20 protein-coding genes and 2 pseudogenes are annotated in these 20,829 nt (G+C 60.3%); 7 read left to right on the top strand and 15 right to left on the bottom strand.

Translation table 11 applies throughout. From position 1 onward, the window contains the following. Positions 1-90 precede the first annotated feature (90 nt). The 8 genes and pseudogenes from ASD95_RS01250 to ASD95_RS29010 all read right to left on the bottom strand — a co-directional run. The gene (locus ASD95_RS01250) at positions 91-2,013 is read right to left on the bottom strand and encodes an acetyl-CoA hydrolase/transferase C-terminal domain-containing protein (RefSeq protein ID WP_056726342.1); all 1,923 of its coding nucleotides are present in this window, start codon (positions 2,011-2,013) and stop codon (positions 91-93) included. Positions 2,014-2,151: 138 nt separating this feature from the next. Further along, the gene (locus ASD95_RS01245) at positions 2,152-2,574 is read right to left on the bottom strand and encodes a c-type cytochrome (RefSeq protein WP_033047925.1); all 423 of its coding nucleotides are present in this window, start codon (positions 2,572-2,574) and stop codon (positions 2,152-2,154) included. A 182-nt stretch (positions 2,575-2,756) separates the two neighbouring features. After that, on the bottom strand, positions 2,757-3,305 hold the full coding sequence (locus ASD95_RS01240) for a cupin domain-containing protein (RefSeq protein ID WP_008023455.1): 549 nt from the start codon (positions 3,303-3,305) through the stop codon (positions 2,757-2,759). 127 nt (positions 3,306-3,432) lie between these two features. Further along, positions 3,433-4,506: an alanine racemase gene (gene alr, locus ASD95_RS01235; protein ID WP_056726341.1), complete on the bottom strand. Its 1,074-nt coding sequence runs from the start codon at positions 4,504-4,506 to the stop codon at positions 3,433-3,435. A gap of 99 nt (positions 4,507-4,605) precedes the next feature. Further along, a complete protein-coding gene (locus ASD95_RS01230; protein ID WP_056726340.1) occupies positions 4,606-4,959 on the bottom strand; it encodes a RidA family protein in 354 nt (117 codons plus the stop codon). After that, positions 4,931-5,998, bottom strand: a pseudogene (gene dadA, locus ASD95_RS01225) (D-amino acid dehydrogenase); the annotation flags it as partial. The pseudogene dadA and the gene ASD95_RS01230, both read right to left, overlap by 29 nt. Position 5,999: 1 nt before the next feature. Next, positions 6,000-6,298, bottom strand: a pseudogene (locus ASD95_RS29015) (D-amino acid dehydrogenase); the annotation flags it as partial. 19 nt (positions 6,299-6,317) lie between these two features. Continuing rightward, positions 6,318-6,515: FAD-dependent oxidoreductase (locus ASD95_RS29010; RefSeq protein ID WP_156407392.1), on the bottom strand; the 198-nt coding region annotated here is incomplete at its 3' end. 157 nt (positions 6,516-6,672) lie between these two features. On the opposite strand from ASD95_RS29010, the gene ASD95_RS01220 reads away from it, so the two are divergent. After that, entirely contained in the window at positions 6,673-7,161 is a 489-nt protein-coding gene (locus ASD95_RS01220) for an Lrp/AsnC ligand binding domain-containing protein (protein ID WP_007975155.1), read from the top strand. 80 nt (positions 7,162-7,241) lie between these two features. Here the strand turns inward: ASD95_RS01220 and ASD95_RS01215 are convergent, their stop codons facing one another. Further along, positions 7,242-7,595: a YkgJ family cysteine cluster protein gene (locus ASD95_RS01215; RefSeq protein WP_056726864.1), complete on the bottom strand. Its 354-nt coding sequence runs from the start codon at positions 7,593-7,595 to the stop codon at positions 7,242-7,244. Between the two features lie 147 nt (positions 7,596-7,742). On the opposite strand from ASD95_RS01215, the gene ASD95_RS01210 reads away from it, so the two are divergent. Further along, the gene (locus tag ASD95_RS01210) at positions 7,743-9,050 is read left to right on the top strand and encodes an NAD(P)/FAD-dependent oxidoreductase (RefSeq protein WP_056726863.1); all 1,308 of its coding nucleotides are present in this window, start codon (positions 7,743-7,745) and stop codon (positions 9,048-9,050) included. A gap of 127 nt (positions 9,051-9,177) precedes the next feature. On the opposite strand, the gene ASD95_RS01205 is transcribed toward ASD95_RS01210, so the two are convergent. Continuing rightward, positions 9,178-9,423, bottom strand: coding sequence for a DUF1127 domain-containing protein (locus tag ASD95_RS01205; protein ID WP_056726862.1), 246 nt, complete (start codon positions 9,421-9,423; stop codon positions 9,178-9,180). Positions 9,424-9,602: 179 nt separating this feature from the next. Here ASD95_RS01205 and ASD95_RS01200 point away from each other — a divergent pair, with 179 nt between their 5' ends. Both ASD95_RS01200 and ASD95_RS01195 read left to right on the top strand, forming a co-directional pair. Next, positions 9,603-11,036 carry an aminotransferase-like domain-containing protein gene (locus tag ASD95_RS01200; RefSeq protein WP_056726861.1) on the top strand — a complete coding sequence of 478 codons (1,434 nt, stop codon included), beginning with the start codon at positions 9,603-9,605 and terminating at the stop codon, positions 11,034-11,036. A gap of 60 nt (positions 11,037-11,096) precedes the next feature. Further along, positions 11,097-12,671, top strand: a complete 1,575-nt coding sequence (locus tag ASD95_RS01195; protein ID WP_056726860.1) for a phospholipase D family protein — start codon at positions 11,097-11,099, stop codon at positions 12,669-12,671. A gap of 30 nt (positions 12,672-12,701) precedes the next feature. On the opposite strand, the gene ASD95_RS01190 is transcribed toward ASD95_RS01195, so the two are convergent. Next, positions 12,702-13,844: an MFS transporter gene (locus ASD95_RS01190; RefSeq protein ID WP_056726859.1), complete on the bottom strand. Its 1,143-nt coding sequence runs from the start codon at positions 13,842-13,844 to the stop codon at positions 12,702-12,704. Between the two features lie 189 nt (positions 13,845-14,033). Continuing rightward, on the bottom strand, positions 14,034-15,527 hold the full coding sequence (locus ASD95_RS01185) for an aldehyde dehydrogenase (protein ID WP_056726858.1): 1,494 nt from the start codon (positions 15,525-15,527) through the stop codon (positions 14,034-14,036). 224 nt (positions 15,528-15,751) lie between these two features. Here ASD95_RS01185 and ASD95_RS01180 point away from each other — a divergent pair, with 224 nt between their 5' ends. Next, positions 15,752-16,114, top strand: coding sequence for a cupin domain-containing protein (locus ASD95_RS01180; RefSeq protein WP_056726857.1), 363 nt, complete (start codon positions 15,752-15,754; stop codon positions 16,112-16,114). Positions 16,115-16,225: 111 nt separating this feature from the next. Here ASD95_RS01180 and rpmG read toward each other — a convergent pair whose 3' ends face one another. Both rpmG and rpmB read right to left on the bottom strand, forming a co-directional pair. Next, entirely contained in the window at positions 16,226-16,381 is a 156-nt protein-coding gene (gene rpmG / locus ASD95_RS01175; RefSeq protein ID WP_003177274.1) for a 50S ribosomal protein L33, read from the bottom strand. An 11-nt stretch (positions 16,382-16,392) separates the two neighbouring features. Next, positions 16,393-16,626, bottom strand: coding sequence for a 50S ribosomal protein L28 (rpmB, locus tag ASD95_RS01170; protein WP_007975166.1), 234 nt, complete (start codon positions 16,624-16,626; stop codon positions 16,393-16,395). 445 nt (positions 16,627-17,071) lie between these two features. On the opposite strand from rpmB, the gene ASD95_RS01165 reads away from it, so the two are divergent. Then, positions 17,072-18,658, top strand: coding sequence for an ABC transporter substrate-binding protein (locus ASD95_RS01165; protein ID WP_056726856.1), 1,587 nt, complete (start codon positions 17,072-17,074; stop codon positions 18,656-18,658). A gap of 147 nt (positions 18,659-18,805) precedes the next feature. Here the strand turns inward: ASD95_RS01165 and radC are convergent, their stop codons facing one another. Beyond that, positions 18,806-19,480 (bottom strand): RadC family protein, encoded by a 675-nt coding sequence (gene radC, locus ASD95_RS01160; protein ID WP_056726855.1) that lies wholly within the window; start codon positions 19,478-19,480, stop codon positions 18,806-18,808. Between the two features lie 135 nt (positions 19,481-19,615). Here radC and coaBC point away from each other — a divergent pair, with 135 nt between their 5' ends. Beyond that, positions 19,616-20,824 (top strand): bifunctional phosphopantothenoylcysteine decarboxylase/phosphopantothenate--cysteine ligase CoaBC, encoded by a 1,209-nt coding sequence (gene coaBC / locus ASD95_RS01155; protein ID WP_056726854.1) that lies wholly within the window; start codon positions 19,616-19,618, stop codon positions 20,822-20,824. The last annotated feature ends 5 nt before the right edge of the window (positions 20,825-20,829 follow it).

Below are 20,829 nucleotides of genomic sequence, written 5' to 3'. Positions count from 1 at the left end.
CGCGATTGCATAGTGTCAGTCGACATCTTCGTTGACTGATACACCGCTATCGCGAGCAAGCTCGCTCCCACTGATGTTTTCGGTGACCAGTTACTGCCCAGTCGCCTTGAGGCCTGTGAGCAGCAGGCGCTGATACAAATCCTCCTTCATCCCCTCCGGACTGGCCAGTTGCATGCGTTGCAGATGCTCCTGGAACAACGCAGGCTCCGGCGCGTCCAGCGCTGCCTTGCCCAACTCCAGCACCTCACTCAGCTTGAACTTGCTCTTGAGCCAGTTCAGCGCCCGCAACAGATCCTGCTCGACCTCGGTGAAATCACAGCCCAGCGGATACTCCGGAAACAGCTGCGGATGCCGCGCCTGAATCGCCAACAAACGCTGCGGATTGTTATCGGTGAAGCGCGGATCGAGACAGAAGTCCTTGGGCAGTTTGCCGACTTTCTGCGCCTGCTCGATCAATCCCGGCTGAAAACGCGAGTCGCTGATATTGAGCAAGGCCTCGATCACTGCCGCATCGGTCTTGCCACGAAGATCGGCGATGCCGTATTCGGTGACCACGATGTCCCGCAAGTGCCGGGGAATCGTGCAGTGACCATACTCCCAGACGATGTTCGAGCTGACGTCGCCGCCGGACTCACGCCAGCTGCGCAGTAGCAACACCGAGCGCGCACCTGCCAGCGCATGCCCCTGCACCACGAAGTTGTACTGCCCGCCTACGCCACTGAGCACACGTCCGTCTTCGAGCTGATCCGCCACCGCGGCACCGAGCAAGGTCACGGTGAACGCGGTGTTGATGAACCGCGCATCCAGGCGCTGCAAGCGCTTGAGTTCTTCCTGGCCGTAGAGCTCGTTGATGTAGCTGATGCGGGTCATGTTGAATTCGAGCCGCTTGCTTTGCGGCAATTCGCGCAAGCGCTCGTAGTAGCTACGCGAACCGAGAAAGAAACCACCGTGCACCGAGATGCCATCGGTTTGTGCAGCCTCGTCGAGGGTGCCGGCATTCGCCTGCTGCTGGGTCGCCACATCCGGATAGACCTTGCGTTGCACGATCCCGGCATCGGCCAGCACCAGCAAGCCGTTGACGAACATTTCGCTACAGCCATACAGGCCTTTGGCGAAGGGGTCGATGCCGCCTTCGCGCTCGATCAGTTGCGCCCAGTGGCTGAGGTTTACGTCTGCCAGTAAAGCCCTGTATCCGTCGTTGTCGGCTTGCCGCGCCAGCAGCGCCGCTGTCAGCGCATCGCCCATGGAGCCGATGCCGATCTGCAAGGTACCGCCATCACGCACCAGGGTGCTGGCGTGCAGACCGATGAAATGGTCCTGACACCCCACCGGCATGTTCGGCGTGGAAAACAGCGTGGTGTTGTCCTTCTCATCGATCAGCAGGTCAAAGGTGTCGATGCCGACTTCCGCATCGCCGGGCATGTAAGGCAGGTCGTTGTGCACCTGGCCGACCATCAGGATGGTTTCTCCGGCGGCGCGGCGCCTGGCGATCATCGGCAACAGGTCGAGGGTGATGTCCGGGTTGCAGCTCAGGCTCAAACGGTCAGGATGCTCGGCGTGGCTGGCCACCAGCTGCGCCACCAGATTCAACCCGGCGGCATTGATGTCCCGCGCCGCATGGCTGTAATTGCTGCTGACGTAATCCTGTTGCGCCGCGGCACTGTTGAGCAGGCTGCCGGGCTGCATGAAGAACTGCTGGATGTGGATGTTGTCCGGCAGACTATCGCGGCGCAGGTCGGCGAGAAATTCCAGCTCCGGATAGTCGCCGAAGACCCGTTCGACAAAGGGTTCGAGAAAGCGCTTTTGCAAACCATCGCCCAAGGGCGGGCGCCCCAGGCACAACGCGGTGTAGATCGTCAGCCGTCGTTCGGGCGACTGTGCGATCCGCCGATACAGCGCGTTGACGAAGTGATTAGGTTTGCCCAACCCCAGAGGCAGGCCCATGTGGATATGCGCCGGCAACCGTGCCAAGACGTCATCGACTGCCTGTTCGATAGAGCACAACTGAACCATCGGATCCTCCCTCACGTTCCATGACTTGGGCCTGGACCGAGCTTGCCGGGTCTTTGCTGCAATGAACAGCCATCCGGGTTAAATCACAGGCACAAAAAAGCCGCTCGAAAGCGGCTTTTCCAGCAGCAAGACTCAGGCTTATTTCAAGCCGGACATCTTCTGGATGGCGCCTTTGAGCTCGGCGTCGGAGCAATCGGCGCAGGTACCTTTAGGCGGCATCGAGTTGATACCGGTAATGGCTTTGGCCAGGATGCCGTCAAGGCCGCCCTGGTGATCGGCACGCTCTTTCCAGGCAGCGGCATCACCGATTTTCGGTGCGCCCAGCAGGCCTGAACCGTGGCAAGCGTTGCAATGTTTTGCAATCACTTCATCCGGAGTTTTCGCACCACCACCGCCGCCAGCGGAAGCGGCCACTTCCATGCCCTTGCACTCTTTACCCTGAACACAAACCTGGCCGACTGGCTCAAGGCGTTTGGCGATATCGTCATTGGTCGCAGCTTGAGCGCTGACACTGACAGCCCATAGGGCCAATACGGTTGCTGGTGCAGCCAGCATTTTCATAATTAGGTTCACGCGTTCACCCTCAATGGTGGCTAGTCACGCCTACGGCCACGGTTCGCAGGCGGGCGCAAGTATAGCGGTAAGCCCGTCGCACTGAAACAACCCCAAAGTCGAAGGGGTCTTAGGCCGCGACGGAAAAACAGCCCGGGCGCCTCTGCGATGCTGGCAGGACGCCTCTTTTCTTAGAAATTCGCCGGTGTGGCTGCGCTGATTAGTCGCGCCGGCACATCGAACGGATTACGAAAACGGTGTGGCTTGGTACTTTCAAAGTAGTAGCTATCGCCGGCTTCAAGGACAAAAGTTTCGAGACCGACCACCAGTTCCAGTTTTCCTTCGACCAGGATGCCGGTTTCCTCGCCCTCATGGGTGAGCATCTCGTCACCGGTGTCGGCGCCTGGCGGATAGATTTCATTGAGGAATGCGATGGCCCGGCTCGGGTGCGCCCGACCGACCAGCTTCATGGTCACCGCGCCATCGGAAATATCGATCAGCTCGTTGGCCTTGTAGACAATCTGGGTCGGTTTTTCCTGCAGGATTTCTTCGGAAAAGAACTCGACCATGGACATGGGAATCCCACCCAGCACTTTGCGCAGCGAACTGATCGAGGGACTGACGCTGTTCTTCTCGATCATCGAAATCGTGCTGTTGGTGACCCCCGCCCGTTTGGCGAGCTCACGCTGGGAAAGGCCTTTGAGCCTACGGATGGATTGCAGTCGTTCACCGACGTCCAAAGCTTGCGCCTCCAGGATTCAGATTGTTGGAATAGTGAGCGTTATCATGGCGACAGCGTTCAGTATTTACAACACCTTGACCTGAATCCTGCTCAGCGAGGCGACTTCCGGTCTGGAGCCCTGCGCACTAAGCCCCGGAATAGAGCAGTGGCACCCGGCGCAGGTTGCAAAAGATCTGGTAAGGAATCGTGCCGGCAGCCATGGCCACATCACTGGCGAGGATGTTTTTGCCCCACAACTCGACGGTCGAACCGAGGCCGGCCTGCGGGACATCGGTCAGGTCGATGCAGAGCATGTCCATCGATACCCGGCCGATCAACTGGCTGCGCTGCCCGGCAACCAGCACTGGCGTGCCGGTCGGTGCCAAACGCGGGTAGCCATCGGCGTAACCCATGGCCACGACACCAATGCGCATCGGTTTAGGGGTGATGAATTTGGCGCCGTAACCGACGGGCTCGCCAGCCGGCAACTCGCGCACACTGATCACTTTCGATTCCAGGGTCATGACCGGTTGCAGCCGCGATGCTGCTTCGTTGGCCTCTTCGAAGGGCGTCGCGCCATAAAGCATGATGCCTGGGCGCACCCAATCGCTCGGAATCTGCGGCCAACCGAGCACCGCCGGCGAGTTGCGCAGGCTGACCTCGGCGGACAAGCCCTTGCGCGCGGCTTCAAATACCGCCACCTGATCGGCACTGGCTTGCTCGTGCAGTTCATCGGCACGCGCAAAGTGGCTCATCAGCACCACTTTCGCGACCTTGCCGCTGGCCAACAGTCGCTGGTAGGCCGCCTGATAATCCGCCGGGTGCAGCCCCACGCGGTGCATGCCCGAATCGAGCTTCAGCCACACGGTGATCGGTTTGCTCAACGCCGCTTTCTCGATGGCTTCGAGTTGCCACAACGAATGCACCACGCACCAGAAATCATGCTCGACAATCAGCGCCAGCTCATCGGCTTCGAAAAAACCTTCCAGCAGCAGGATCGGCGCGCGAATGCCCGCCGCCCGCAGCTCCAACGCCTCTTCGATGCAGGCTACTGCAAACCCGTCCGCCTCGGCTTCCAGCGCCTGGGCGCAACGCACCGCGCCATGGCCATAGGCATCGGCCTTGATCACAGCGAGGGCCTTGGCCCCCGTGAGTTCACGGGCGATTCGGTAGTTGTTGCGCAAGGCTTGAAGGTCGATCAGGGCACGGGCAGGACGCATGGCGGCAGACTTCTGGTCGGGTTTTCGGGAAGAAAAACCGGCGCTGGCTGGTAGCGTGAACCGCCAACAGCACCGGGAGAGGGATCTTTCTGACAAGCTTTATGGCAGAGCGGCTACAACCGACAGCTCGACCAGGATTTCCGGTTCGCACAATTTCGATTCAACGGTGGCACGGGCCGGGGCGACGCCTTTTGGCAGCCACTGATCCCATACCGCGTTCATGCCTTCGAAATGCGCGTCGATGTCTTTCAGGTAAATCGTCACCGACAGCAGATGATGCTTGTCGGTACCGGCCAGGTCGAGCAAACGCTCGATGTTGGCCAGTGTTTCGCGGGTCTGCTGTTCAATCCCGGCATTCATGTCATCGCCGACCTGTCCGGCCAGGTAAACCGTACCGTTATGGGTGACGATCTGACTCATGCGCTCATTGGTGAGCTGGCGCTGGACTGACATGCTTTGCAGACTCCTGGGTTTTTTTGCCATAACGGGAAATATCGAGGCCTTCGGCGCTGATCTGCGGCTTTTTCTTCGCCATCAGGTCTGCCAGCAAGCGACCGGAGCCACAGGCCATGGTCCAGCCGAGCGTGCCGTGACCGGTGTTCAGGAACAGGTTCTTGAATGGTGTGGCACCGACGATCGGGGTACCGTCCGGGGTGGTCGGACGCAGGCCGGTCCAGAAACTGGCCTGGGCCAGATCGCCGCCCTGAGGATAAAGGTCGTTGACGATCATCTCCAGGGTTTCCCGGCGACGCGGGTTCAGCGACAGGTCAAAACCGGCGATTTCGGCCATGCCGCCAACGCGGATGCGGTTGTCGAAACGGGTGATCGCGACTTTGTAGGTCTCGTCGAGAATGGTCGAAGTCGGGGCCATCGCCGGGTTGGTGATCGGCACGGTCAGAGAGTAGCCCTTGAGCGGGTACACCGGCGCCTTGATCCCCAGTGGCTTGAGCAGTTGCGGCGAGTAGCTGCCGAGGGCCAGCACGTAGCGGTCGGCGGTTTCCAGCTTGCCGTCGATCCATACACCGTTGATGCGATCACCGGCGAAGTCGAGGCGCTGGATGTCCTGGCCGAAACGGAACTGCACACCGAGGCTCGCGGCCATCTCGGCGAGCTTGGTGGTGAACATCTGGCAGTCGCCAGTCTGGTCGTTCGGCAGGCGCAGGGCACCGGCGAGGATGTCGGTGACACTGGCCAGCGCCGGCTCAACGCGGGCAATGCCGTCGCGGTCGAGCAGTTCGAACGGCACGCCGGACTCTTTCAGCACGGCGATGTCTTTCGCGGCGCCGTCGAGTTGAGCCTGGGTGCGGAACAGTTGGGTGGTGCCCAGGCTGCGGCCTTCGTAGGCGATGCCGGTTTCGGCCCGCAGTTCATCGAGGCAGTCGCGGCTGTACTCGGACAGACGGACCATGCGCTCCTTGTTCACCGCATAACGGCTGGCGGTGCAGTTGCGCAGCATCTGTGCCATCCACAGGGTCGCTCTTGCCGCTGTAGGNATGCCGGTTTCGGCCCGCAGTTCATCGAGGCAGTCGCGGCTGTACTCGGACAGACGGACCATGCGCTCCTTGTTCACCGCATAACGGCTGGCGGTGCAGTTGCGCAGCATCTGTGCCATCCACAGGTACTGGTCGATGTCGGCAGTGGCCTTGATCGCCAGGGGGGCGTGGCGCTGCAACAGCCACTTGATGGCCTTGAGCGGCACACCCGGCGCGGCCCACGGCGAGGCATAACCCGGCGAAACCTGCCCGGCGTTGGCGAAACTGGTCTCCATGGCAGCAGCCGGCTGCCGATCCACCCTTCATGGCTTTTTCGTNCTTGATGGCCTTGAGCGGCACACCCGGCGCGGCCCACGGCGAGGCATAACCCGGCGAAACCTGCCCGGCGTTGGCGAAACTGGTCTCCATGGCAGCAGCTGGCTGCCGGTCCACAACCACCACTTCAAACCCGGCACGGGCCAGATAATAAGCACTGGTGGTACCGATGACGCCGCTACCCAAGACCATGACGCGCATTTTCATATCCCTCATCGCGGCTAACCGCTGACGTTTGTTATTCAGAGCTTTAGATGCGCGCAGTGTAAAAAAGATTTGCCAGTGCTTTTCACTATATAAGCGCCTATATTTGGCGACAATTCTCGGCAAAAACCCTTTTCACGGAGGCGCATCCCCTATGCGTACCAACACTCAGACCAAACGTGAGCTGGACAAGATCGACCGCAACATCCTGCGGATCCTGCAAGCGGACGGGCGGATTTCCTTTACGGAGCTTGGAGAAAAGGTCGGGCTCTCGACCACGCCCTGTACTGAGCGGGTCCGGCGTCTGGAGCGCGAAGGGATCATCATGGGCTACAACGCCAGGCTCAATCCGCAGCACCTGAAGGGTAGTCTGCTGGTGTTCGTCGAAATCAGCCTGGACTACAAATCCGGCGATACTTTTGAAGAGTTCCGACGCGCGGTGCTGAAATTGCCCCATGTGCTGGAGTGTCATCTGGTGTCAGGGGATTTCGACTACCTGGTGAAAGCGCGGATTTCCGAGATGGCCTCGTACCGCAAGTTGCTGGGCGACATCCTGCTCAAACTTCCTCATGTACGGGAATCCAAGAGCTATATCGTGATGGAAGAGGTGAAGGAGAGCCTGACTTTGCCGATTCCGGATTGAAGATCAAAATATCGCAGCCTGCGGCAGCTCCTACAGGTGTACACACGCTTTTTGTAGGAGCTGCCGCAGGCTGCGATCTCTTAAACCAACACCTGCCGAGTGCTGGCCATGTACTCGAACACCTGCTTCTCCACCCGCGGATGAATCAGCTCCACCGGCCCGCGTCCATTGGGACACGGCAAGGTCTTGGTGGTGCCGAACAACCGGCAGATCAGCGGCCGCTCGTCATACACCGTGCAACCATTCGGCCCCAGATGCACACAGTTGAGCTCTTCCATGGCGGCATCCTGCTCGGCGCGGGACTTGCGCGGCAGGCGCGACATTTCTTCCGGCGAGGTGGTCACCGGCCCGCAGCAGTCATGGCAGCCGGGAACGCACTCGAACGAGGGAATCTGCTGTCGCAATGTGCGGATTGTCTGGCTGTTGCAGCTCATTGAAGCGGTGACCAATAGCGGAATAGAGCGCGATTCTGACGCAAAAGCACCGATCCAGACAGCACCAGCCGACCAATGTTGCCCGCCCGGGAAGGTCCGGCTTATGCTCCGTCAGGTTTTCCAAACGCAAGAACCAGGAACACGCACATGAATGCCCGTGCTCAGCAGCCTGCCCTGAACCACACCGCGTCCTACTACGCCGCCAGCAGCCTGCCGCAGCCCGAACTTGCGGCGCTCAAAGGCGAAGTGCTGGCCGATGTCTGTGTGGTTGGCGGCGGGTTTTCGGGGTTGAACACGGCGCTTGAGCTGGCCGAACGCGGCCTCAGCGTGGTGCTGCTTGAGGCCCACAAAATAGGCTGGGGTGCCAGTGGACGCAATGGCGGGCAGCTGATTCGTGGCGTCGGCCACGGCCTCGATCAGTTCACCAGCGTCATCGGTGCCGAAGGCGTTCGGCAAATGAAACTCATGGGCCTGGAAGCCGTGGAAATCGTCCGGCAACGGGTCGAGCGCTTCCAGATCCCCTGCGACCTGACCTGGGGTTACTGCGACCTCGCCAACAAGCCCCGTGACCTTGAAGGCTTCGCCGAGGATGCCGAAGAACTGCGCAGCCTCGGCTATCGCTACGAAACCCGTTTGCTGCAAGCCAACGAGATGCACACCGTGGTCGGCTCCACGCGTTACGTCGGCGGCCTGATCGACATGGGCTCGGGGCACCTGCATCCACTGAACCTGGCCTTGGGCGAAGCCGCAGCGGCACAACGACTGGGGGTCCGGCTGTTCGAGCACTCGGCCGTGACCCGCATCGACTATGGCCCAGAGGTCAAGGTCCATACCACCGAGGGCTCGGTGCGCGCCAAAACCCTGGTACTGGGTTGCAATGCCTACCTCAATAACCTCAACCCGGAACTCAGTGGCAAAGTCCTGCCCGCCGGCAGCTACATCATCGCCACCGAACCACTGAGCGAAGAACAGGCCCACGCCCTGCTGCCGCAGAACATGGCGGTCTGTGACCAGCGAGTGGCGTTGGACTACTACCGGCTCTCGGCGGACCGGCGCCTGCTGTTTGGCGGCGCCTGCCATTACTCGGGCCGCGATCCGAAAGACATCGCCGCGTACATGCGTCCGAAAATGCTGGAAGTCTTTCCGCAACTGTCTGGAGCGAAGATCGATTACCAATGGGGCGGCATGATCGGCATCGGCGCCAACCGCCTGCCGCAGATCGGGCGACTCAAGGACCAGCCGAACGTGTACTACGCCCAGGCCTATTCTGGTCATGGCGTGAATGCCACGCACCTGGCCGGCAAGCTGCTGGCCGAAGCCATCAGCGGGCAGCACAGTGGTGGCTTTGATTTGTTTGCCAGGGTGCCGCACATCACTTTCCCCGGCGGCAAGCATTTGCGCTCACCGTTGCTGGCGTTGGGGATGTTGTGGCATCGGCTTAAAGAGTTGGTCTGAAGGATTGTTTGTGGCAGTTCTGACGCCATCGCGAGCAGGCTCGCTCCCACATTGGATTTGTGGTCATACGCAAACCCCCTGTGGGAGCGAGCCTGCTCGCGAATGGGCCTGAAAATCACCATGGATTTCAGATCCGCCAGAAAGGCTTCAGCCCCTCCTCCCGCGCCTGCTCCCGTGTCAGCCCGATATCCTTGAGCTGGTCAGCCGTCAGGGCCAGCAAGGCCTTGCGCGTGTGCAGGCGACGCCAGAACCGGTCCCAGCGACTCAGGTCGGACGACGCATTGCCCATGCCCGCCTCCCGCGTGCCGTTGTTCTGCCCGGTCGCCAGTTCCTGACTGTGTAACGTCAGCCGCACATCGCTCAAACCGTTCATCTTGGATGCTCCTGTTTACTTGGGTAGCCAGAGGTTCCATGATGCGTGTGCGCGCAAAAGCATTACAGATTCAAAGCAACTGTATTAACCCCATACAGTTCTGCCGATTCCGCCACTGAATCCCGATTTTTTGCCCGATCTGTACTGGTTAACCGAGTCACCCCTATCGAGGCTGCACCATGACCCTTTACGTCAACCTCGCCGAATTGCTCGGCACACGTATCGAACAGGGCTTCTATCGCCCCGGTGACCGGCTGCCTTCGGTACGGGCGCTGAGCGTCGAGCACGGCGTCAGCCTGAGCACAGTGCAACAGGCCTATCGGGTGCTGGAAGACAGCGGGCTGGCCATGCCACGGCCGAAATCCGGGTACTTCGTCCCGGCCAGCCGCGAACTGCCGGACTTGCCGGCAGTCGGCCGCCCGGCCCAACGGCCGGTGGACATTTCCCAATGGGATCAAGTGCTGGAGCTGATTCGCGCCGTACCGCGCAAAGACGTGGTGCAACTGGGCCGCGGCATGCCGGATATCAACAGTCCGACCATGAAACCGCTGCTGCGTGACTTGGCGCGAATCAGCCGGCGGCAGGACATGCCCGGCCTGTATTACGACAACATCCACGGCAACTTCGAACTGCGCGAACAGATCGCTCGCCTGATGCTCGATTCCGGCTGCCAGCTGAGCGCCAGCGAACTGGTGGTCACCACCGGCTGCCACGAAGCGCTGTCCACCAGCATTCGCGCGATCTGCGAACCCGGCGACATTGTCGCAGTGGACTCGCCGAGCTTTCACGGCGCGATGCAGACCCTCAAGGGCCTGGGCATGAAAGCCCTGGAAATCCCCACCGACCCGCTGACCGGCATCAGCCTCGAAGCGCTGGAACTGGCCCTGGAACAGTGGCCGATCAAGGTCATACAGTTGACCCCCAACTGCAACAACCCGTTGGGCTACATCATGCCCGAGTCGCGCAAACGCGCGCTGTTGACGCTTGCGCAGCGCTATGACGTGGCGATCATCGAGGACGATGTGTATGGTGAACTGGCCTACACCTACCCGCGTCCGCGCACGATCAAGTCCTTCGACGAGGACGGTCGCGTCCTGTTGTGCAGCTCGTTTTCCAAGACCCTGGCGCCGGGCCTGCGTATCGGCTGGGTCGCGCCCGGCCGCTATCTGGAGCGGGTGCTGCACATGAAGTACATCAGCACCGGATCCACCGCGCCACAACCGCAGATCGCCATCGCCGAATTTCTCAAGGGCGGCCACTTCGAACCGCATTTGCGGCGGATGCGCACGCAATACCAACGCAATCGCGACGCGATGATTGATTGGGTGACCCGCTACTTTCCGGCCGGCACCCGCGCCAGTCGCCCACAAGGCAGCTTCATGTTGTGGGTCGAACTGCCGGAAGCTTTCGACACCCTGAAACTGAATCGGGCATTGCACGACCAGGGCGTACAGATTGCCGTGGGCAGCATTTTTTCCGCCTCGGGCAAGTACCGCAATTGCCTGCGCATGAACTACGCTGCCAAGCCAACACCGCAGATCGAAGACGCGGTGCGCAAGGTCGGTGCGACAGCGATCAAACTGTTGGCGGAAACCGATCAGCTCAGCGACTGACTTTTCTTCGGGAATCAGCGTCCATATGCCTATCTGCGCCGCCAAACGGAACGATCCTACGTGAGAGTCAGACAGCCCCTGCTTGCTCTTCTGCTACTCGCCGCGTTCCTGAGCGGTTGCGCCAACCTCGACGTACAGCGCGTACCGAGTCAGGCGTTGCCGGCCTCAGACTCCGCATTCGGTCGCTCGGTCCAGGCGCAAGCCGCTCCCTACAAGGGCCAATCGGGCTTTCGCCTGTTATCGGACAGCACCGAGGCCTTCACCGCCCGCGCCGAACTGATCCGTAACGCCCAAAGCAGCCTCGACTTGCAGTACTACATCGTGCACGACGGCATCAGCACGCGCATGTTGATCGAGGAGTTGCTCAAGGCCGCCGACCGGGGCGTGCGGGTGCGGGTACTGCTCGACGATACTGCCAGCGATGGCCTGGACCGGGTCATCGCGACTCTCGCCGCACACCCGAACATCCAGATCCGTGTGTTCAACCCGCTGAATCTGGGCCGCAGTACAGGGGTGACGCGCACCGTGGGCCGGCTGTTCAACCTGTCGCAACAGCATCGACGCATGCACAATAAGCTGTGGCTGGCGGACAACTGCATGGCCATTGTCGGCGGCCGCAATCTCGGGGACGAGTATTTCGATGCCAAGCCCAACATGAATTTCACCGACATCGACATGCTCGGTGTCGGCCCGGTCGCCGAGCAACTCGGGCACAGTTTCGACCAGTACTGGAACAGCGCCCTGAGCAAACCGATCGACGAATTCCTGTCGAGCAAACCCACACCCCAAGACCTGGAAAACACCCGCACCCGACTGGAAGAGTCCCTGGCGGAAACGCGCAAACAGAATCACACGCTTTACAAACACCTGATGACCTTCACCACCCACCCACGACTGGACATCTGGCGCAGTGAACTGATCTGGGCCTGGAACCAGGCATTGTGGGATGCGCCGAGCAAGGTGCTGGCCAAGGGCGAGCCCGATCCGCAGTTGCTGCTGACCACGCAACTGGCACCTGAACTCAACAGCGTCAGCAAAGAGCTGATCATGATCTCGGCCTACTTTGTGCCCGGCCAGCCGGGACTGGTGTACCTGACCGGGCGTGCCGATGCCGGCGTTTCCGTGAGTTTGCTGACCAACTCACTGGAAGCCACGGACGTTCCCGCCGTACACGGTGGCTACTCGCCCTATCGCAGGGCGCTGCTGGAGCACGGCGTGAAGCTGTACGAGTTGCGTAGCCAGCCCGGCGAGGGAGGCGGCAGCGGTAGCGGGCCACATCTGTTTTCCAGCAGCGCCTATCACAGCTCTGACTCCAGCCTGCACAGCAAGGCGATGATCTTCGACCAGCAGAAATCCTTTATCGGCTCGTTCAATTTCGATCCGCGCTCGGTGCTCTGGAACACCGAAGTCGGCGTGCTGGTGGACAGCCCGGAATTGGCCGCACGGGTCCGCGAACTGGCGCTGCAGGGTATGGCACCGGCCCTGAGTTATCAGGTGGAACTGGAAAACGATCAGATCGTCTGGACCACCGAAGACGACGGAAAAATGCACACACTGAGCAAGGAGCCAGGGAGTTGGTGGCGGCGCTTCAATGCCTGGCTGAGCAATACGGTTGGGCTGGAGAAGATGCTGTAAGACTCGACCGCCATAGCTCTCCGGTGCTCATCAGGCTGGCTGAGCGGTACCAAACGCCCCTTGCCGCGACACCACAATCAACACGCCCAAGGCCCCTACCGCCATCAGCAACGGCAACGCATGGCCGCTGATCCACTGGCTGCCAGCACCCGCCAGCAGCGGCCCGATCAGACAACCGACCCCCCATAGCTGGGCAATGTGCGCGTTAGCCCGCACCAGCGCATCATCGCGATAACGCTCGCCGATCAGGATCAACGACAAGGTGAACAACCCGCCAGCGCTGGCGCCGAACAGCACCCACAACGGCCAGATCAGCAGCGTGTCGATCAGCAGCGGGATGGCCAGGCTCGATATCAGCAGGACCACCGCACAGCCGGTGAACAACGCCCGTCGCGACAAGCGATCGGCCAACGCACCAATCGGCAATTGCAGTACCGCATCGCCGACCACCACCGTACTGACCATCGCCAGGGCGATCTCCGTGGTGAAGCCCTGGCGCAAGCAATAAACCGGCAACAGCGTCAGGATCATCGCCTCGAACGCGGCAAACAGCGACACCGCCCAGGCAATCGCCGGCAGGCCACGACAGAACTCAAGCAAATCACGCAGGGTCACGCTACTGGCTTCACTGCTCGGCGCGCCACTGCGGCCCAGCAACAGGAACGGTGCAGCCATCAGCAAACCGACACCCACCCAAAAGCCATAGTCATGCTCGGTACCGAGCAAGCCCAGCAACACCGGCCCCGCCAACTGACTCAATGCATAGCTGCTGCCATACAGCGCCACCAGCCGCCCGCGCCATTGCTCGACCACCAGTTGATTGATCCAGCTTTCACCGATGATGAATACGAGTGTCAGGATCACCCCGATCATCAGCCGCAGCACCAACCAGACCGGATAGCTCGGCAACAGCGCCAGCAAACCGATCGAAACCGCCCCGGCCCACAGGCACAGGCGCATCAGGTTGGCCGTGCCGAATCGTGCCGCCAGATGGCTGGAGATTTTCGCCCCCAACAGAACGCCGATGGCCGGCATCGCCGCCATCACGCCAATGGCAAACGAGCCGTAGCCCCAGCTTTCCAGGCGAAACGACACCAGCGGCATGCTGACCCCCAGGGCCAGGCCGACACTCAGGACAGATGCCAAAACGGCGAAATAAGTCGCCCAACGCATGCTCCACGCTCCTGTGGATAATTATTTTTCAGGCCATACAAACAAATGTGGGAGCGGGCTTGCTCGCGAAAAGGCCATCACATCCAACATCAATGTTGGCTGATACACCACATTCGCGAGCAAGCCCGCTCCCACAAGGGGTTTGCGTCGATTGGGAAGCCTGATTCTCAACAGGCTTCCTTCACAGGCTTACAACTTGATCCAGGTCGCCTTCAGCTCGGTGTACTTGTCGAACGCGTGCAGCGATTTGTCGCGACCGTTGCCGGACTGTTTGAATCCACCGAACGGTGCCGTCATGTCGCCGCCATCGTACTGGTTGACCCACACGCTACCGGCGCGCAGCGCACGGGCGGTGAGGTGAGCCTTGGAAATATCGGCAGTCCACACCGCCGCGGCCAGGCCGTAAGGCGTGTCGTTGGCGATGGCGATGGCTTCTTCAGCGCTATCGAACGTGATGACCGACAACACTGGCCCGAAGATTTCTTCCTGAGCGATTTTCATCGCGTTGCTCACACCGTCGAAAATCGTCGGCTCAACATACGTGCCGCCGGTTTCCTGGAGGATGCGCTTGCCACCGGCTACCAGTTTGGCGCCGTCGGTGTGACCCGACTCGATGTAAGACAGCACAGTGTTCATCTGCTGGGTATCCACCAGCGCACCGACGTTGGTCGCCGGGTCCAGCGGGTTGCCCGGCTTCCAGGTTTTCAGTGCTTCGATCACCAGCGGCAGAAATTTGTCCTTGATCGAACGCTCCACCAGCAGGCGCGAACCGGCGGTGCAAACCTCGCCCTGGTTGAAGGCGATGGCACCGGCTGCGGCTTCGGCAGCGTCTTGCAGGTTCGGCGCATCGGCGAACACGATGTTCGGGCTCTTGCCGCCGGCTTCGAGCCAGACGCGTTTCATGTTCGATTCGCCCGAGTAGATCAGCAGTTGCTTGGCGATCTTGGTCGAACCGGTGAACACCAGGGTGTCGACGTCGTTGTGCAGGGCCAGGGCCTTGCCGACGGTGTGGCCATAGCCCGGCAGCACGTTGAGCACGCCTTTCGGGATGCCGGCTTCGACAGCCAGCTCGGCGATGCGAATCGCCGTCAGCGGCGACTTTTCGGACGGTTTGAGAATCACCGAGTTACCGGTGGACAGCGCAGGACCGAGTTTCCAGCACGCCATCATCAGCGGGAAGTTCCACGGCACGATGGCGCCAACAACACCCACCGGTTCACGGGTCACAAGACCCAGTTGATCGTGCGGAGTGGCTGCCACTTCGTCGTAGATCTTGTCGATGGCTTCGCCGCTCCAGCTCAGGGCTTGCGCCGCGCCAGGAACGTCGATGTACAGGGAATCGCTGATCGGCTTGCCCATGTCCAGGGTTTCAAGCAGGGCCAGCTCTTCGGCGTGCTGTTTCAGCAGGCCGGCGAAACGGATCATGGTGGATTTGCGCTTGGTCGGCGCCAGGCGCGACCAGACACCGGAATTGAAGGTGGCGCGAGCGTTTTCCACGGCGCGCTGGGCATCGGCGGCGTCACAGCTGGCAATCTTGCCCAGCAGACGGCCATCGACCGGGCTGATGCACTCGAAAGTCTCGCCAGAGACGGCGTCGGTGTATTCGCCATTGATATAGGCGCGGCCTTCGATTTTCAGGTCGCGGGCACGTTGTTCCCAGTCGGCACGGGTCAGGGTGGTCATGCGAGTGTCCTCCTCTTATTGATACGACACCCGCGTTCTTCGCGGGCGCTGTCAGGAATTCTGCCCGGCCAGCCTGCTTTTCGGCCCAAGGCATCCACCACCCTAAACCAGCCGCATATGAAGTTTCAATATATTTGACAAAACGCTGGCAAACGGCCTTGCGATGTTCATTTTAATAAACATAGACTTTGAGCCTTTCTACGTAATCACGGGAGATAACAACAATGAATATCCAGAACGTCGTCGACTTCAGCCAGGCCACCACCGCCGCCGAACGCTACCGCCCGGACGCAGCCAAAGTGCTCAAGGGCGACCCGGAACAAGCCGTTTACAACCACTACAACAGCCCTTGTGGCCAGCTGAACGCTGGCGTGTGGGAAGGTGCAGTCGGGCAGTGGACAGTGAACTTCACCGAGCACGAGTACTGCGAGATCCAGCAAGGGGTTTCGGTGTTGCGTGACAAAGACGGCAATGCCAAGACCCTGCGCGCAGGCGACCGCTTCGTGATCCCCGCCGGATTCAAAGGCACCTGGGAAGTGCTGGAGCCATGCCGCAAGATCTACGTGGCGTTTGAACAGAAGGCTTAGCACTAAAGTGCTGTGACTTGATCAGATTGAAGCGCTACCCGCTTTTTCAAGCACAACAAAAAAGGCCCGTATCTCGCGATACGGGCCTTTTTCGTAAGAGGGAAAAATCAATTACTTGATTTTGCCTTCTTTGTAGATCACGTGCTTGCGAACAACCGGATCATATTTCTTGATCTCGATTTTGTCCGGGGTAGTACGCTTGTTCTTGTCGGTAGTGTAGAAGTGACCAGTACCGGCGCTCGAAATCAAACGAATCAATTCACGCATGATTAGCTCCCTTAAACCTTGCCATCGCGGCGAAGTTCGGCCAGCACGACAGTGATGCCACGCTTGTCGATGATACGCATGCCTTTGGCAGATACGCGCAGACGCACAAAACGTTTCTCTTCTTCAACCCAGAAGCGGTGATGCTGCAGGTTCGGCAGGAAACGACGACGGGTTTTGTTGTTTGCGTGGGAAATGTTATTCCCAGTTACCGGACCCTTACCGGTAACTTGACATACTCTAGACATGCCTCAGCCCTCTAAAACCACATGCCCAACCCGGCATGGGTTGGCCGCTTAATCTCTCAGTCATTTGGCGCCAGGCGCCGCGTTTCTTTAGAGGTCTTACCGGCTACACCTACAGTGAAGGAACCGGGCCCCTAGAAAAGAGCGCTGCTTTATACCAGAAAGACTGGAGAGCAACAACATTCAGTATGCGTTGAATTCACAAAAACCCCGTTTTTCGGGCTCCGAGCGCCTTGGACAAAGGCTATCATCGATGGCGACCGCTCGTCGCAGAGAATCGGCCAACCGGCCAAATCAGGATTTTGCTCGCCCGCCTCACAGCAAATTCAGGCGCTATAGTCCCCTCAAAATGAAAAAGGGGATAGTCATTTGCAAAAGAGCCCACTAGGGTAAGCCTTTTCCAGACTGCACTTGCAGATGGGCCTTCGATCTGTAAAGGAAGCCGACCATGCGCCTCGCTGCCCTACCGCTATTGCTCGCCCCGCTTCTGCTGAGCCCACAGGCCTTTGCCGCCGCCCTGAGCGTCTGCACCGAGGCCAGCCCTGAAGGCTTCGACGTGGTGCAGTACAACTCGCTGACCACCACCAACGCCTCGGCCGATGTGCTGATGAATCGCCTGGTGGACTTTGACACGACTAGTGGCAAAGTGGTCGCCAGCCTCGCCGATAGCTGGGAAGTCAGCCCCGACGGCCTGACGTACGTCTTCAAGTTGCACCCGCAGGTGAAATTCCATCGCACCGAGTATTTCACCCCGACTCGCGACCTGAGCGCCGAAGATGTGATTTTCAGCTTCGACCGCATGCTCGACCCGGCCAATGCCTGGCACAAAGTCGCCCAGAGCGGATTCCCTCATGCGCAATCGATGCAGTTGCCTGCATTGATCAAGAAGATCGACGCCCTTGATCCGCAGACCGTACGCGTCACCCTCGACCACCCGGATTCGACCTTCCTGGCGACCCTGAGCATGGGCTTCGCTTCGATCTATTCGGCCGAATACGCCGACAAACTGATGAAGGCAGGCACACCCGAGAAGCTCAACAGCCAGCCGATCGGCACAGGTCCGTTCGTTTTCACCCGCTTCCAGAAGGACGCTTCGGTTCGCTACAAAGCCAACCCCGAATACTTCGGTGGCAAACCCTCTGTAGATCCGCTGATCTTCGCCATCACCCCGGACGCCAACGTGCGCCTGCAGAAATTGCGCCGCAACGAATGCCAGATCGCCCTGTCGCCCAAGCCTCTGGACGTACAGGAAGCGCTGAAGGAGCCGACGCTGAAAGTCGAAAAGACTGACGCGTTCATGACCGCATTCGTCGGCATCAACAGTCAGCATCCGCCACTGGACAAACCTGAAGTCCGCCAGGCCATCAACCTTGCCTTCGACAAGGCCAACTATGTCAAAGCCGTGTTCGAAGACACCGCCGAGGCGGCCAACGGTCCGTATCCGCCCAACACCTGGAGCTACGCGAAAGGCCTGCCGGGTTACCCTCACGACATCGCCAAGGCCAAAGCCTTGATGGCCAAGGCCGGACTCAAGGACGGCTTCCAGACCACCATCTGGACTCGCCCTTCCGGCAGCCTGCTTAACCCCAACCCAAGCCTGGGCGCTCAACTGCTTCAGTCTGATCTCGCGGAAATCGGCATCCAGGCCGAAATCCGTGTGATCGAATGGGGCGAACTGATCCGCCGTGCCAAGGCCGGTGAGCACGACTTGCTGTTCATGGGTTGGGCCGGTGACAACGGTGACCCGGACAACTTCCTCACACCGCAGTTTTCCTGCGCCGCGGTCAAGTCCGGCACCAACTTCGCCCGCTACTGCAATCAGGACCTGGACAAGCTGATCAGCGCCGGCAAGACCACCGGCGAGCAAGGTGTGCGCAGCAAACTCTACGAACAGGCCCAGGCGCAGATCCAGCAGCAGGCGCTGTGGTTGCCCCTGGCCCATCCGACTGCGTTCGCGCTGACGCGCAAGGATGTCGAGGGGTATTCGGTCAGCCCGTTCGGCCGACAGGACTATTCCAAGGTCAACATCAAATAACCCGCCACACACAAAACCCTGTGGGAGCGGGCTTGCTCGCGAAGAGGGAGTGTCAGTCGCCATCAATGCCGACTGATACACCGCTTTCGTCGGAACGCCACCCGGAGCAAGCCCGCTCCCACATGGGTTTCGCTAACTTCACAACCCCTACATCCACCCATACTCCGCCATCGACAACGGATCGCCGTCGCCGATGATGAAATGGTCAAGCACCCGCACGTCAATCAACTCCAGCGCCTTTTGCAGGCGCTTGGTCAGCACCCGGTCGGACTGACTGGGGTCGGTGTTGCCCGAAGGATGGTTGTGGCAGAGGATCAATGCTGCTGCGTTGTGGGCCAAGGCCCGCTTGACGACCTGACGAGGGTGAACGCTGGTGTTGTCGATAGAACCGCGGAACAGCACCTCAAACGTGAGCACCTGATGCCTGGAATCCAGAAACAGGCAACCGAATACTTCATGAGGCTCATGGCGCAGCATCGATTTGAGGTACTCACGTACTGCCTGCGGATTTTCCAGCACCGATCTATGACGCAAACGTTCGGCCAGATGGCGCCGGCCCATTTCCAGTACTGCCTGTAACTGCGCGAATTTTGCCGGCCCCAGCCCCAAGTGCTTACTGAACGTTTTGAGATCGGCTTCCAACAACGAACGCAGACCGCCAAATTGACTCAGTAGATGTCTCGCCAGGTCCACCGCACTTTTTCCGGCCACGCCGGTTCGTAGAAAGATAGCCAGCAACTCGGCATCGGAAAGACTCTCCGAACCCTGCTCAAGCAACTTCTCCCGCGGCCGTTCCGCCGCCGGCCAATCGCGAATACTCATAGCACCTCCCTGTCTGTGGGCACCGCTGTTCCGTAGCGGTCGCTGTGATATCGTAGCCCATCTTTTTTGCGGGCGAATTCATCCTGGGGAGGGGGTTTCGCCACGTATGTCACCAACGAATTGAAAGGCAGGCCTATGCAGCGGCTGTATCGGAAACGCATTGTTCTGGGCGTAGGCGGCGGTATCGCTGCCTACAAGAGCGCCGACCTGGTTCGCCGCCTGATCGATCAGGGCGCCGAAGTGCGCGTGGTCATGACCCGTGGCGGCGCAGAGTTCATCACCCCGCTGACCATGCAGGCCCTGTCCGGGCACCCGGTCCACCTGGACCTGCTGGACCCGGCGGCCGAAGCGGCCATGGGCCACATCGAACTGGCCAAATGGGCCGACCTGGTGCTGATCGCCCCCGCCACGGCAGACCTGATCGCCCGCCTGGCCCAAGGCATTGCCGACGATCTGCTGACCACGCTGGTGCTGGCCACCGACGCCGTGGTCGCCGTTGCACCGGCAATGAACCAGGCGATGTGGCGCGATCCGGCGACCCAGGCCAACCTGCAAACCCTCGAAAGCCGCGACATCAAGGCTTTCGGCCCGGCCTCCGGCAGCCAGGCCTGCGGCGACGTCGGCCTGGGGCGCATGCTCGAAGCCCTTGAACTGGCCCAGTGCGCCGCCGACTGCTTCCAGCGTCAGGCACTGACCGGCAAACACGTGCTGATTACCGCCGGCCCGACCCAGGAAAACATCGACCCGGTGCGCTACATCACCAACCACAGCTCCGGAAAAATGGGCTTTGCCCTGGCCGAAGCCGCTGTGGAGGCCGGTGCCCGCGTAACACTGATCACTGGCCCCGTGAACCTGCCGACTCCGGATCGTGTCACCCGCATCGACGTGGTCAGCGCCCGCGACATGCTGGCAGCGTGTGAAGCGGCGATCCCTTGCGACCTGTTCATCGCCTCGGCAGCGGTCGCGGATTACCGTCCGGAGGTTGTTGCCCCGCAGAAACTCAAGAAAGATCCTACGAACGGCGACGGCTTGTTGCTACAGATGGTGCGTAACCCGGACATCCTGGCCACCATCGCCACCCGCCCCGACCGCCCGTTCAGCGTCGGTTTCGCCGCCGAGACCGAACACCTGCTCGATTACGCTGCACGCAAGTTGAAAGACAAGAACCTCGATCTGATCGTCGCCAACGACGTCGCCAACCCAAGCATTGGCTTCAACAGCGAAGAAAACGCCTGCAGCGTCATCGACCGCGAGCTTCACGCCACACTTTTCGCCCAGACCAGCAAGAGCAAGATTGCTCGCCAGCTGGTCACCTTTATCGCCGAACGTCTGAACCAGGTTTAATTTAC

The organism is Pseudomonas sp. Root71, from assembly GCF_001429045.1.
GTDB lineage: Bacteria > Pseudomonadota > Gammaproteobacteria > Pseudomonadales > Pseudomonadaceae > Aquipseudomonas > Aquipseudomonas monachiensis.
The sequence above is the reverse complement of the archived record's forward strand: the minus strand, read 5'-3'. Positions and strand labels throughout refer to the sequence as shown.